The sequence below is a fragment of the Corynebacterium nasicanis genome (assembly GCF_042658165.1).
In the GTDB taxonomy this organism is placed as follows: domain Bacteria; phylum Actinomycetota; class Actinomycetes; order Mycobacteriales; family Mycobacteriaceae; genus Corynebacterium; species Corynebacterium nasicanis.
In genome coordinates this window covers 432,737-446,291 of sequence record NZ_JBHSQE010000001.1, presented here as the reverse complement: position 1 = coordinate 446,291, position 13,555 = coordinate 432,737, and the positions used below count along the sequence as shown (strand labels likewise).

Here is a 13,555-nt window from a genome sequence, read left to right as displayed (position 1 = left end):
GCTTATGCGACCCAGATTACGCAGGTGACTTCCGTGCGGTCACATTGCCCACCCCGAACGGGGGCGAGGTCAGTTTTTCAGGGTGGGCCTAGAAGGAGCCGCCGCGGAAGCCGCCGCCTCCGCCGCCGAAACCTCCTCCGCCGCCGAAACCACCGCCGAATCCGCCTCCGCGGCCGCCGCCGCCGAGAATCTGGCCGATGACCATGCCGGTGACGATTCCGCCCATGTTCGATCCGCCGCCCCGGTGGTTCATCTGCTGGCGGCGCTGGTAGTCGTTGTAGTCGGCCTGGGCGCGCTGGAGGGCGCGCTTGGCGGCGGTTGTCGCCCGGCGGGCGAAGTCGGTGGCCTGGCGGGTCTCGGAGGTACGCACCTGGAGGGCCTGGGCCTGGAGGCGCTTGGCGTCGGCAAGCATGGTGCGGGCCTCGGCCTTGACCACGCGGCCGCGGGAGGCGATGAAGTCCTCGGCGGACTGGATGGACACGCCGGAGGCCTGCAGCTGCTGGTCGAGAAGCTGGAGCTGGCGGGTCTGGTCGGCGGTGGTCTCGCGGACCCGGTCGAGCTGTTCGTCCAGCTCGCCGTCGATGTCGGTGAGCATGGTGAACGCACCGAGGGGATCCTGCGAAGAGATCGAGCGGGCCTTATCGACGATGCCGATGGCGCGGCCGACGACCTCGTCGAGTGTCTGCCAGTCGGCGCGCGCGCCCTCGGAGATGCCGCGGCGCTTGAGGTCGCCGGCCTCGCGGATCTCGTCCTCGACCTCCTGCAGCAGGTCGCCGAGCTGGGCCTGAGCGGTGGCGATGTTGTCGTCGGCACGCTCGATGCCGCCGAGCATGCGGTCGGCGACCTCGATGGCGTGCTCGGCATCGCGGATGGCGTCGACGAGACCGGCCTGCTCACCGGCCGGGCGGGCCTCTAGCTCGCGGGCGGTGGCCAGGGACTTCTCGGCCTCGTCGAGGGCGGCGCCGGCCAGGTCGACGTTGTGGTCGATGGATTCCAGTACCTCGGGGGCGTAGCGGGAACGCAGGCCGCCGAGCTGCTCCGCGGCACGCGGCAGGCGGGTGCGCAGGTCGACGGTGGCCTGCGTGAGCTCGTCGATCTTGCGGTCGGCGGTGGCCAGCAGGTTGCGCATCTCGTGGAAGGCCTCGGCCTCGGCATCGAGGGCGTCGTCGGCCTGGCCGCAGGAGGAGATGATGGACACGAGCATCGAGCGGCGCTCGGCCTCGGTCTCCGGGATGGAGTCGTTGAGGCGCTGCTGCAGGGCGAAGGCCTTCTGCAGGGTGGTGGTCGAGTGGTTCATCGCCTTGGTGAAGGAGCGCGTGCGCTCGGGGCCGAACTCGGCGATGGCCAGGTCGAGCTCCTCGCGGCTGCGGCGGATGGACTCGTCCGTGGAGATGAGCTCCTCCTGGGCGAGCTGCTCGAGGGTCTCCATCGGCAGGGCGGAGAGGCGGCGGGTGTCGCTCGGCTCGATGGCGCGGGAATCCGCGAGGACGGCCGCCTCGTTCTGCTTCCGCTTCCTGCGGGAGTAGGTGTAGATGCCACCACCCGCGGCGATGGCGGCGGCCGCGCCGCCTCCCAGCCAGGCCAGCGACTCGCCGGACATCTCGCCCGAGGTGGCGGCGGCGGTGACGGCGGCGTCGGCGGCCCCGTACCAGTCGTCGGTGGCCAGGTGCGGGAACGCGGCGTCCGCCATCCGGTCGACCTCCGACTGCGGCCATTCCCTGCCGCCGTTGATGCCGAACTGGCGGTCCGCGGTGGCCACGGCCATGATCACGGTGTTGTCGCCGCCGTTCGCGGTCACCGCCTGCTCGGTCCACTCCTCGGGGCTCAGGCCGCCGAAGCTGGGCAGGTAGACCACGTAGATGGTCTTGTAGGAGTCGATCTTGTACTGCTGGATCTTGTCCGTGAGGTCCGCGCTCTGCGAGGCATCGAGCACACCGGAGTAGTCGGTGACCGGGGTGGTGAGGTTCTCCGGGGCGACCGAGGTGGCCGGGGCCTGCGCCTGGACGGTGGTCGCCGACAGGGCCAGCGGGGCGCCACCGATGAGCGCGGCGGCGCCGATCACGGCGGCGGCGGCCAGGGTCTTCGGGCGGGGCAGCATGCGTTTCATGCCGCCCAGACTACCGTTTGGTGGGTGATCCGTATTCTCCTCCACGCTTATCGACGCCGCCGTCCTCCCGCCCCGGCCGACAGCCTCGTGGTGCTGGGTACGGCGCAGTACGACGGCACCCCCTCGCGCCAGTTCGCTGCCCGGCTCGACCATGCGCTCACCTTGTGGAACGCGGGTGCCGCGAGGCATGTGTACACCCTCGGCGGGAAACTGCCCGGCGACCGTTTCACCGAGGCGCAGGTCGGCCGGAGCTACCTCGTGGACAGGGGCGTGCCCGCGGGCGCCGTCACCGAGGTGGCGCAGGGCAATGACACGGTGGGGTCGTACCGGGGGCTCGTCGATAAGCATGAACCCGGGCGGGTGATCGTGGTGACCGACCCCCACCACGCATTGCGCGCGGAGATCCTGGCGCGGCAGGCGGGGATGGAGGCGGTGGCCTCGCCGACGCAGACCAGTCCCACGCGCTGGCCCGCGGCCGCGTGGTGGCGCACGCTGGTGCATGAGGTCGGCGGGATGCTCGTGGTCGATGTGTCCCGCGTCCTGGGCAGGTACTGGGCGGATAGGCTGGAAACACTGTTGCGCGGGGTGGAGGCCGGTCTGCGGCCCTCACGTCGGGCGCGTCATGATGCGCTGGCCGGAGAGTGAAGTGATGTACGAATATACGGCGGCCGACGTCGAGCGTCGGTACGCGGAGACCCCCAAGGGCAGTGAATTCGCCGACTCGCGGCCCGACCACCGGGGGGATTTCGGCCGGGACCGGGCGCGCGTGCTGCACTCCGCCGCGTTGCGACGCCTCGCCGACAAGACCCAGGTCGTCGGCCCCCGCGACGGCGACACCCCACGCACGCGGCTGACGCACTCGCTCGAGGTGGCGCAGATCTCCCGCGGGATCGGCGCGGGGCTGGGCCTGGACCCGGATCTCTGCGAGATGGCCGGCCTCACCCACGACATCGGGCACCCGCCGTACGGGCACAACGGAGAGGTCGCCCTCAACGAGGTGGCCGCGGACTGCGGCGGTTTCGAGGGCAATGCGCAGACGCTGCGCATCCTCACCCGCCTCGAGCCGAAGATCGTCTCGGAGGAGGGGGTGAGCTTCGGGCTCAACCTCACGCGCGCCGCGCTCGACGCCGCCTGCAAGTACCCGCGCACCCGCACCAGTCCGGACGGGAGCATCAACCGCAAGTACGGCTGCTACGACGAGGACGCGGAGGTGCTGGCCTGGCTGCGCGCCGGTCACACCGACGAGCGCCCCTCCATGGAGGCACAGACCATGGACTGGGCTGATGACATCGCCTATTCCGTCCACGATGTCGAGGACGGCATCGTCTCCGGCCGCATCACCCTCCACGTGCTGTGGGACCTCGTGGAACTGGCCGCGCTGGCAGAGAAGGGCGCCCGTGCTTTCGGCGGCACCCCCGAAATGCTTCTCGACGCCGCCGACTCCCTCCGTCAGCTCGCCGTGGTCAACCGCGCCGTCGACTTCGACCACACCCTGGCCGGGTACGCGCACCTGAAGAAGATGACCTCGGAACTGGTGGGCCGCTACGTCGGCGCGACCGTCGGTGCCACGGCCGGGCAGCCGGTGCTCGGCCGTCAGCACGGCGAGCTGGTGGTGCCGCCGCAGGCGCTGGCCGAGGTGACGCTGCTCAAGACCATCGCCGTGCTCTACGTCATGGACCTGCCCACCCACCTCGACCGGCAGGACCGCCAGCGCGAGAGGATCTTCCGCGTCTTCGACTACCTCACCGCCGGGGCCCCCGGATCACTCGATCCGATGTACCGGGCGTGGTGGGAGGAGGCGGCCTCGGACGCGGCGCGGCAGCGCGTCATCGTCGATCAGATCGCCTCCATGACAGAGTCCCGCCTGGAGCGGCTGGCGAAGCGCTCGGCGGGACTGGCTGTGCATCTGGGGTAGGAGAGGGGTCCTAGCGGGGCCCGCACTCGTTCTGGCACCCGGAGTCCTGGCTGGAACCGACGATGGCGCTGCCGACGAGCAGTGCGCCACCCACGTGGGCGACCGGGCCGGCGAACTGGGCGGCAGTGTCGGCCAGCTGCTTGTTGAAGATACCGAGCGACTGCTGGACCTGGGTGTTCACGGCAGCCAGCTGATCGCCGACCGGACCGTGGCTGCTCAGCGCCAGGCCACCCAGGACGAGCAGCGGCACAGCTGCCTCGGAGGACTGACGCTCGCACTCGTTGTTGCACCGGTCCTGCGCCGAGGCGACAGGGGAGAGGAACGCGGAGGCGGCGAAGGTGAGGGCCGCGGTGGCGGCGATGATGCGGCGGGACTTGATCATGGGGAGCTCCTTGCGTGTCACGGATAATGTCACCTTGAGAGTAGCAACGCCGCCCGCTCAACGGGCGCTATTAAGGGCCCTACTTTTCCGCGTCAGTCTTCCGCGTCAGGGATGAGACAGAAGCTCTCGTAGTGGTCCTCGGAGTAGTACCAGACCTCCGGGTCCGTCTTCGTGCCGCCGCCGACGACGATGCGCTTCGGGCCGCGGTGGCGCATGCCCGGGGTGTCCACGGTGAAGCTGCGGTAATAGCTGTTCTTCTCCGGTGGCAGCAGGCCCTCGTAGTTGCCGAAGTGACCGCCGTCCTCGCCGGGGTACTCGTAGGGGCCGCCGGAGAGGATGTCGTCGATGACGGGTGCGGCCTCGTCGGGAAGGGTCGCCACTGCGCACGTATCGGGGTCGTCGGTGGCGGGGTCTGCGGTGGGGTCCATGTTGACGCCGTAGAACGTGGCGGCACCCGCGAGGAGGACGGCGCCCAGGGTCGCCAGGACAGAGTTCTTCTTCACGCCCGGATTCTAACTTGACCGGCGCGGTACCCTGTTCACCATGGCTAAGGGGCGTATTCCGGACAGTGACATCCAGGCGATCCGCGAGCGTGCCCAGATCGAGGAGATCGTCGGCGAGTACGTCCAGCTCAAGCCCGCCGGGCACGATTCCCTCAAGGGTCTGAGCCCCTTCAAGGACGAGCGCACCCCCTCTTTCCATGTGCGCCCCAACCGCGGCTACTTCCACTGCTTTTCCTCCGGCAAGGGCGGGGACGTGTTCTCCTTCCTCATGGAGATGGAGCACATCTCCTTCCCCGAGGCGGTCGAGGCCGTCGCCCAGCAGATCGGGTACACGATCAACTACCAGGGCGGGAGCACGGGCGCGCGGCGCGAGGAGCCGGGCACGCGCAAGCGGCTTATCGACGCCAACAAGGCCGCCCACCTCTTCTACCGCGAGCAGCTGGAGACCCCGCAGGCGCAGAAGGCCCGGGAGTTTCTCCTCGACCGCGGCTTCTCCCAGGAGCACATCTACGCCTTCGAGTGCGGATACGCCCCGGAGGGCTGGGACACCCTGACCAAGTTCCTGCTGCGCAAGGGTTTCGAGTTCAAGGAGCTCGAGGCCGCGGGTCTGTCGAAGATGGGCAAGCGGGGACCCATCGACGCCTTCCACCGGCGCCTCCTGTGGCCCATCAAGGATCTGTCCGGCAACGTCATCGGCTTCGGTGCCCGCAAGCTTTTCGACGATGACCAGATGGGCAAGTACATGAACACCCGCGACACCCTCCTGTACAACAAGTCGAAGGTGCTCTTCGGGCTCGATGTGGCGAAGAAGAACATCGCCGCCGGGCACCAGGCCGTCGTCGTCGAGGGCTACACCGACGTCATGGCCATGCACGCCGCCGGGGTGACCACGGCCGTCGCGTCGTGCGGCACGGCCTTCGGCGAGGATCACCTGCAGATCCTGCGCCGCCTCATGCTCGACGACAACTACTTCCGCGGCGAACTCATCTACACCTTCGACGGCGACGAGGCGGGCCAGAAGGCCGCCATGCGCGCCTTCGAGGGGGATCAGAAGTTCACCGGCCAGTCGTTTGTCTCCGTCGCCCCCGCCGGGATGGACCCGTGCGATCTGCGCCTGGAGCGGGGCGACGCCGCCGTGCGCGACCTCGTCGCCGACCGCATCCCCATGTTCCAGTTCGTCGTCGAGTCGATGCTGGCCGAGCACAACCTCGACACGGTTGAGGGCCGCCTCCAGGCGTTGCGACGCACGGTGCCCGTCGTCGCCGGCATCAAGGACCCGGTCCTGCAGTCCGAATACGCCCGGCAGCTTGCTGGCTGGGTCGGCTGGGCGAACACCGAAGAGGTCGTCCAGCAGGTGCGGGCCGAGGCCCGGCGACCCAAGGAGGAGAAGAAGCGCCGCGCCGTGCGTTTCGACGACGCCACTTCCACGCCCGTCCAGAACACCCCGGCCGTGCCGATGCCCAACCCGCGCGACCCCTATCTGTGGCCGCAGCGGGAATCGCTCAAGCTCGCCCTGCAGCACCCGGAGACGGCCGGCTCCTACTTCGACGGGCTCAGTGCCGACGCCTTCACCCACCCCGCCTACCGCCTGGTGCGCGAGGGGATGAGCCGCGCCGGGGGAGTGGCCGCCGCACACAGCGGGGTGGACTGGATCGCCACCGTCGCGGGGGAGATGACCGACCTTCTGGGGCGCAACCTCGTCTCGGAACTGGCCGTCGAGGAGATCATCATCGAGGCCCAGCATCTGCGCGACTACGCCGACTCCGTGCTCTCCCGCCTCCAGGAGGCCGAGGTGGGCAACCAGATCGCGCAGTTGAAGAGCCAGCTGCAGCGCATGCGCCCCTCCGACGACGAACAGGCCTACAACTCCCTCTTCGCCGACCTCGTGGCCCTCGAGCAGGCGCGCCGAAACCTCAACGAACGCGCATTCCGGGGGCTGCCGGGGGAGTGACGCGGGATGCCCGACGTTACGAAATGCTGAGAGCAAGCGATGATCCAGGTGGGGATCGTGATGGGACGGACGTCGTCCCGTTTTGATAGTGTCCCACCGGTATAGTCATTTGTCTCAGAAGGGCCCACCGCCAATGGAACTACGCGAGTACGCACTCATCCTCCGCAAACATTGGGTGCTCGTGGTGGTGTCCACTCTCATCGGCCTCATCGCCGGTGCCGGAGCGTCCCTCCTCATCACGCCGGAGTACCAGTCTCGGACCCAGCTCTACGTCTCGGTGCGCTCCGACGGCGGAAACACCGGTGACCTGGTGCAGGGTGCGACCTACTCGCGCCAGATCGTCAACAGCTACGTCGCCGTGGTCACCTCCAGCGTGGTCCTCGACCCGGTGGTCGAGGAACTGAACCTGGACATGTCGGGGGCGGAGCTGGCGAAGTTCGTCTCCGCTTCCTCGCCGGCGGATTCGGCCCTCATCAACATCGTGGCCACCAGCCCCTCGGCCGAGCAGGCCGCCGAGATCGTCAACGCGGTCGGCGCCAGCTTTCGGGAGGTCGTGCACACGCAGCTGGAACCGGAGGTCAACGGAGGCAGCCTCGTCAGCCTGACCCCGACCCAGACGGGGCTGGTGCCCGAGGAGCCGGTCAGCCCGAACGTGCCGGTCAACCTGGCACTCGGCCTGCTGGCCGGCCTGGTCATCGGTTTCGGTATCGCGGTGCTGCGCAGCGTCCTCGACAGGCGCATCTACTCCCACGAGGACATCGAGAACATCACCCAGAAGCCGATCCTCGGGCACATCGTCGACAATGCCAACGTGCGCAACGAGCGCTTCGTCGTGCAGACGCGGCCCAACAGCCCGCAGGCGGAGTCCTACCGCACGCTGCGCACCAACCTGCAGTTCCTCAACACCGACGCCAAAGGGAAGGTGTTCGCCGTCACCTCCGCCAAGCCCGGCGAAGGTAAGTCGACGACCTCGCTCAACCTCGCCCTCGCCCTGGCGCAGACCGGCGCGCGGGTCGTGGCGGTGGAGGGCGACCTCCGCCTGCCGGTCTTCGGCAAGTACCTGGGGATCGAGGGAGGCGCCGGCCTCACCGATGTCCTCATCGGCCGCGCGGAGCTCGACGATGTGCTCCAGCGGTGGGGTCGCGACCAGTTCCACGTTCTGCCGGCCGGCCGAATTCCCCCCAACCCCAGTGAGCTCCTCGGTTCCGACCGCATGGACGCGCTGCTTCAGCAGCTGCGCGAAGAGTTCGACTACGTCATCGTCGACGCCCCTCCGGTCCTCGCGGTGACGGATGCCGCGGTGCTGGGCAAGCTCGCCTCCGGGTTGCTCGTCGTCCTGGCCACCGGTTCCTCGCAGAAGCCGGAACTGGCGGAGGCCCTGCGTTCGCTCGAGACGGCGGGCGCCAACGTGTACGGCATCGTGGCCACCCGCATGCCCGCCAAGAAGAGCGGTCTCTACGGTTACGGCTACGGCGCCTACACCTACGGAGACCCGAGCTTCTCGACGACCGAGGAGCCTGCCGACACCGCTGACACCGCCGAAAACAACGACGTGGTGCTCGCTGCCGAGCAGCATGCCTTGACATCTAGTGCCGAGGTCGAGTCCAGTGAGCGATAACTTCCGTATCCTCACGATCTGCACAGGAAACATCTGCCGCTCGCCGCTGGCGAAGTATCTGCTGGCGGCCCAGCTGCGGGACATCCCGGAGATCGAGGTCGATTCTGCGGGGACGCATCCGCTCACTGGCGCCCCGATGTTCGACGTCAGCCGTGCGGTGGCGGAGTCCTTCGGAGTGGAGGACACCTCCGATCACCGCGCCCGCGCGGCGACCGAGCAGCTGCTCGCCGGAACGGATCTGGTGCTGGCGATGTCACGCGAGCACCGTCGTCACGTGGTGGAGCTCCACCCGCCGGTGACGCGTCGGGTGTTCACCATCCGGGAGTTCGCGCGGCTGGCCGCAGCCCTGCCGGAGGACATCCTGGAGGAGGAACTGCGGGCTGCCGCGGCCTCCCCGGTTGAGCGACTCCGCGCGGCCGTGCGCGCCGTGGCGCTCAGCCGCAGCATGCACGCTCTGCCTGCCGATCCGGAGGAGGACGACGTCGTCGATCCCTACCGTCGGGAATTGTCGGTCCACGAGACCTCGGCGGCGGACATCGAAGCCGCGGTGGACGCCGTCGTGGCCTTGCTCGTGCGGGTTGCTCAGGAGGATTCACATGTCTCCACGTCATAAACAGTCCCGCAGTGGGGGACAGCGTTCCCTGCTGCTGCCCGTGCTGCTCATCGCACTCCTCGGAGTGGTGGCCGTGGCGCTGTCCTACCTCGCCGTCACCGGGACGTCGGCACGCGAACACGGGGGACTGCCGGAACGGCCGGCCGCCATCCCCACCTCCGTCCCGGAGGTGACCCCGACCGAGGCACCTCCCGCCCCGCCCTTGTCCCAGGACCTGTTGGCCCTCGCCGGGGACGTTGCCATGCGCTCGGACGGAGGCTCCTGCGCGGAGCCCGGTTCCGTCGAGATCTCCCTGGACGGTGGCCGCGAGTGGGGTCCGGAAGTCTCCCCCGCGGCAGCAGGCGCCACGCAGATCCTCCGGCTGCTGCCCCTCGGGCGCACGCACCTGGAGGTCGTCGCGCTCGACGAGGACTGCGCGCCGGGCCTCTACCGCTCCGTCGACCGCGGCGCGACCTGGACCGGCCCGCTGCCGGTCGAGGGCACCTGGTTCTTCAACCCGGCCGACCCGGAGACCGTCGGCGCACCGGAGGGGCCGCAGTCCCTGCCGTGTGAGGGCACCGGAATGTCCGCGAACGGCTACCACGCCATCGTCACCTGCCGGGACGGTTCCCCGGCACTTTCCGTCGACCGCGGTCTGCGCTGGAGCCGCCCGGACACGGGCGAGGTCCTCGCGGCGGCCACGGCCGGAGACGCCTTCATCCTGGCCCAGGCCGGGGACGGCACCTGCCGTGGGATCCGGCTCACCACCATCGACCACGTCGGCACCGTCCTGGCGTCCGACTGCCACGAAACGGGCGCCCCGGAGGGGCGCATCGCACTGGCCAACTCAGGGGAATCCACCCTCCTGTGGGTCGGCGATGAGCTGACGACCCTCGCCCTCGGTGGTGCGGCATGACGGCTCACTCGCGCGGCCTCCTGGGGGAGAAGTACCTCCGGAAGTTCCCGGTCGGCAGGTTCCTCTACTTCATCGACGTCCTCCTCTGGATGATCGCCATCGTGCTGGCGGCGCTTTTGCGCTACGAGTTCGCCGTCGACCAGATCTCCTGGAGCATCTACGCCGGCTTCTTCGTCGGGGCGGCCGCTCTGCAGCTGGTGTTCGGGCTCGTCCTCAACCTCTACCGGAAGGGAATGCGCTTCCGGGCGGGCGGATTCGAGGACACGGTGGGAGTGTTCCTCGCCACCGCCGCGGTGGGCAGCGTCCTGTGGATCGTCTCCCTCATCTTCGGCGGCACGTGGGGGATCTCGCGGGGGGTCATGCTCATCGCCACCCCGGGCGCGCTCATGATGATGCTCGGCGTGCGTTTCCTCGCCCGCATCCTGGTCAGCCGGGCGCGCCAGCCCGGCCCCGACTCCGAGCCCGCCCTCATCCTCGGCGGCGGTTACGTGGGCAGCAACCTCATCCGCTGGATGATGTCCGATCCCGCGTCGCCGTACCGCCCCGTCGGCGTCATCGACGATGACCCGAACCTCGCGCGCCGGAACGTCCACGGGGTGCAGGTGGTCGGCACCTTCGCCGACATCGAGGAGGCGGCCCGGAGGACCGGTGCCACGGTGCTCATCGTGGCCATCGGCGCCGCGGACGCCGCCCTGCTCCGCCGGGTGCAGGACGCGGCCAAGCGCGGTCGGCTTTCCGTCAAGGTCATGCCGCCGATCGGCCAGGTCGTCGCGCGCGGCGTGCAGGGCGGTGACCTGCGTGACCTCTCCATCGAGGATCTTCTCGGCCGCCAGCCGGTGGAGACGGACGTCTCCGAGATCGCGTCCTATCTCATGGACAAGCGCGTGCTCGTCACCGGGGCCGGCGGCTCCATCGGCTCGCAGCTGTGCACCGAGATCGCCAAGTACGGGCCCGCCGAACTCATCATGCTCGACCGGGATGAGACCGGTCTGCAGCAGGCGCTCATCAGCGTGCACGGCAACGGCCTGCTGGACACCAACGCCGTCGTGCTGGCGGACATCCGCGAGGCCGACACGCTCGAGGCCATCTTCCGCGCGCGTCGGCCTGAGGTGGTCTTCCACGCCGCGGCGCTCAAGCACCTGCCCATGCTGGAGCAGTATCCGGACGAGGCCTGGAAGTCCAACGTCCTGGGCACCCTCCACGTCCTGCAGGCCGCGGAGGCCGTCGGCGTGGAGACGTTCATCAACATCTCCACCGACAAGGCCGCGAACCCCACCAGCGCACTCGGGCACTCCAAGCGCGTGGCGGAGAAGATCACCGCCTGGTTCGGCCACACCACCGGCCGCAACTACCTCTCGGTGCGTTTCGGCAACGTCATCGGCAGCCGCGGGTCCATGCTGCCGACGTTCATCCGCCTCATCGCCGAGGACAAGCCCCTCACGGTGACCCACCCCGACGCCACGCGCTACTTCATGACCATCCCCGAGGCCTGCCAGCTCGTGCTGCAGGCCGGCGGCATCGGCCGCTCGGGGGAGGTGCTCATCCTCGACATGGGCGAGCCCGTGAGCATCCTCGAGGTCGCGCAGCGCATGATCGCCATGTCGGGGAAGGACATCGAGATCGTCTTCACAGGTCTCCGGGACGGCGAGAAGCTGCACGAGGAACTGGTCGGTGCCGGGGAGAGCGAGGACCGCCCCTTCCATCCCCTCATCTCCCACACGTCCGTGGACACCCTGGCACCCGACCACCTGGACAAGGAGTCGTTCATGCGCCGCCTCGGCACGACCCCCCACAACACGAAGGAATCGTCTCGATGAGCACCGACAAGATCTACATGTCGTCGCCCGATGTCACGGAGCTGGAGGAGGCCGCCCTCGTCCGCGCCATCCGTTCCGGTTGGGTCGCCCCGCTGGGCCCCGAGGTCAACGCTTTCGAAGAGGAGCTCGCCGCCTACTGCGGTCGCCGCCGCGCCGTCGCGCTGTCCTCGGGCACCGCGGCGCTGCACCTCGGGCTGCTCACCCTGGGCGTGGGCCCGGGTGATGTGGTCCTCACCTCCTCGCTCACCTTCGCCGCCACGGCGAACGCGATCATGTACACCGGCGCCGAGCCCGTCTTCATCGACGCCGACGAGTCCGGCAACATGGACCCCGCCCTGCTGGAGCGGGCCTTCGCGTCCATCGACAACGTCAAGGCCGTGGTCCCGGTCGACCTGCTGGGCAAGGTCGTCGATCATGAGCGTATCGACGCCCTCGCGGAGCTCAACGGCGCCGCCGTCCTCTCCGACGCCGCCGAATCCCTCGGGGCCGTGCGCAATGGCCGGTCCGCGGCGGCGTTCGGCCAGGCCGCGGCGGTGTCCTTCAACGGCAACAAGATCATGACCACCTCCGGCGGCGGCGCGCTGCTCACCGACGACGAGGACTTCGCCGACCACGTGCGCTACCTGGCCACCCAGGCCCGCCAGCCCGTCGTGCACTACGAGCATGTCGACGTCGGCTACAACTACCGCATGTCAAACATCCTCGCCGCCCTCGGCCGCGCCCAGCTCTCCCGCCTGGACGACATGATCGAGCGCCGCCGCGGGCACCGGGCCTTCTACCGGGAGCTCTTCGCCGACACCCCCGGCGTGTCCGTCTTCGGTGAGCCCTCCGGCGTGGACGGGGGAGAGACCCGCGACAACTTCTGGCTGTCCTCGATCCTCGTGGATCCGGGCCCGGCGGGCTTCACCGCAGACGATCTGCGCCTGGCGCTGGAGGCGGCGAACATCGAGTCCCGTCCCATCTGGAAGCCCATGCACCTGCAGCCGGTGTACGCCGGGCACCGCGTGTTCACCGACGGCACCGGCGAGCATCTCTTCCGCCACGGACTCTCGCTGCCCAGCGGCTCCAACCTGGAGCCCGCGCAGATCGCCCGCATCCAAGATGCAGTCACCGGCTTCCTGGAGGCACGATGAACATCCGTCGCGCGCTGTTCGACATCACCAAGCGCCTGGCCGACATCGCGGTGAGCGCCGTCGGCCTGGTTGTCTCCGCCCCCGTGCAGCTCCTCGTGGCGGGACTCATCCGGGCGCGCCTGGGCAGCCCGGTCCTCTTCCGGCAGCCCCGCCCGGGCCGGAACGGCCAGGTCTTCGAACTGGTGAAGTTCCGCACCATGCTGCCCCCGAGCGAGGACCGGCAGACGGACGAGGAGCGGCTGACCACGTTCGGGCAGTTTTTGCGTTCCACCAGCCTCGACGAACTGCCCACCCTGTGGAACGTGCTCAAGGGCGACATGAGTCTGGTCGGGCCCCGCCCCCTGCTCGTCGAGTACCTGGAGCACTACTCACCTGAGCAGGCCCGCCGCCACGAGGTGCGCCCCGGGGTCACCGGCCTGGCCCAGGTCCGCGGCCGCAACCAGGTGCCGTGGGAGCGTCGTTTCGAGCTCGACGTCGAGTACGTGGACAACCGCAGCCTCGCGCTGGACCTGCGAATTCTGCGGGACACCCTGGGGACGGTCCTGCGCCGCAGTGGCATCAGCGAGGAAGGGCACGTCACCATGACCCCGTTCGCGGACCTCGGGAAGAAGGGAGAATAGG

Annotated in this window: 12 protein-coding genes; 9 read left to right on the top strand and 3 right to left on the bottom strand. The window is 69.2% G+C overall.

The annotated features are described in order from the left end of the window. Positions 1–88: 88 nt before the first annotated feature. Positions 89–2,107 (bottom strand): TPM domain-containing protein, encoded by a 2,019-nt coding sequence (locus ACFPUZ_RS02225; protein WP_376999449.1) that lies wholly within the window; start codon positions 2,105–2,107, stop codon positions 89–91. 24 nt (positions 2,108–2,131) lie between these two features. Here ACFPUZ_RS02225 and ACFPUZ_RS02220 point away from each other — a divergent pair, with 24 nt between their 5' ends. Further along, on the top strand, positions 2,132–2,752 hold the full coding sequence (locus ACFPUZ_RS02220; protein ID WP_376999447.1) for a YdcF family protein: 621 nt from the start codon (positions 2,132–2,134) through the stop codon (positions 2,750–2,752). 4 nt (positions 2,753–2,756) lie between these two features. Further along, a complete protein-coding gene (locus tag ACFPUZ_RS02215; protein ID WP_376999445.1) occupies positions 2,757–4,022 on the top strand; it encodes a deoxyguanosinetriphosphate triphosphohydrolase in 1,266 nt (421 codons plus the stop codon). 10 nt (positions 4,023–4,032) lie between these two features. Here the strand turns inward: ACFPUZ_RS02215 and ACFPUZ_RS02210 are convergent, their stop codons facing one another. Beyond that, positions 4,033–4,404 (bottom strand): hypothetical protein, encoded by a 372-nt coding sequence (locus ACFPUZ_RS02210; protein ID WP_376999443.1) that lies wholly within the window; start codon positions 4,402–4,404, stop codon positions 4,033–4,035. Between the two features lie 92 nt (positions 4,405–4,496). Further along, positions 4,497–4,907 (bottom strand): guanyl-specific ribonuclease, encoded by a 411-nt coding sequence (locus tag ACFPUZ_RS02205; protein ID WP_376999441.1) that lies wholly within the window; start codon positions 4,905–4,907, stop codon positions 4,497–4,499. A gap of 40 nt (positions 4,908–4,947) precedes the next feature. Between ACFPUZ_RS02205 and dnaG the strand changes: the two genes are divergently transcribed. From dnaG to ACFPUZ_RS02170, 7 genes are all read left to right on the top strand, one after another. Further along, positions 4,948–6,858 (top strand): DNA primase, encoded by a 1,911-nt coding sequence (gene dnaG, locus ACFPUZ_RS02200; RefSeq protein ID WP_376999439.1) that lies wholly within the window; start codon positions 4,948–4,950, stop codon positions 6,856–6,858. Positions 6,859–6,991: 133 nt separating this feature from the next. After that, positions 6,992–8,476 (top strand): tyrosine-protein kinase domain-containing protein, encoded by a 1,485-nt coding sequence (locus ACFPUZ_RS02195; RefSeq protein WP_376999437.1) that lies wholly within the window; start codon positions 6,992–6,994, stop codon positions 8,474–8,476. Further along, complete coding sequence (locus tag ACFPUZ_RS02190; RefSeq protein WP_376999435.1) at positions 8,466–9,089, top strand: arsenate reductase/protein-tyrosine-phosphatase family protein; 624 nt, start codon at positions 8,466–8,468, stop codon at positions 9,087–9,089. The genes ACFPUZ_RS02195 and ACFPUZ_RS02190 overlap by 11 nt, the downstream gene beginning before the upstream one ends. After that, complete coding sequence (locus tag ACFPUZ_RS02185; protein ID WP_376999433.1) at positions 9,073–9,984, top strand: hypothetical protein; 912 nt, start codon at positions 9,073–9,075, stop codon at positions 9,982–9,984. The genes ACFPUZ_RS02190 and ACFPUZ_RS02185 overlap by 17 nt, the downstream gene beginning before the upstream one ends. Then, complete coding sequence (locus ACFPUZ_RS02180; RefSeq protein WP_376999431.1) at positions 9,981–11,801, top strand: polysaccharide biosynthesis protein; 1,821 nt, start codon at positions 9,981–9,983, stop codon at positions 11,799–11,801. Before ACFPUZ_RS02185 ends, ACFPUZ_RS02180 begins: the two co-directional genes overlap by 4 nt. After that, entirely contained in the window at positions 11,798–12,934 is a 1,137-nt protein-coding gene (locus ACFPUZ_RS02175) for a DegT/DnrJ/EryC1/StrS family aminotransferase (protein ID WP_376999429.1), read from the top strand. The genes ACFPUZ_RS02180 and ACFPUZ_RS02175 overlap by 4 nt, the downstream gene beginning before the upstream one ends. Beyond that, positions 12,931–13,554, top strand: a complete 624-nt coding sequence (locus ACFPUZ_RS02170; protein ID WP_376999427.1) for a sugar transferase — start codon at positions 12,931–12,933, stop codon at positions 13,552–13,554. Before ACFPUZ_RS02175 ends, ACFPUZ_RS02170 begins: the two co-directional genes overlap by 4 nt. Position 13,555: the final 1 nt, after the last annotated feature.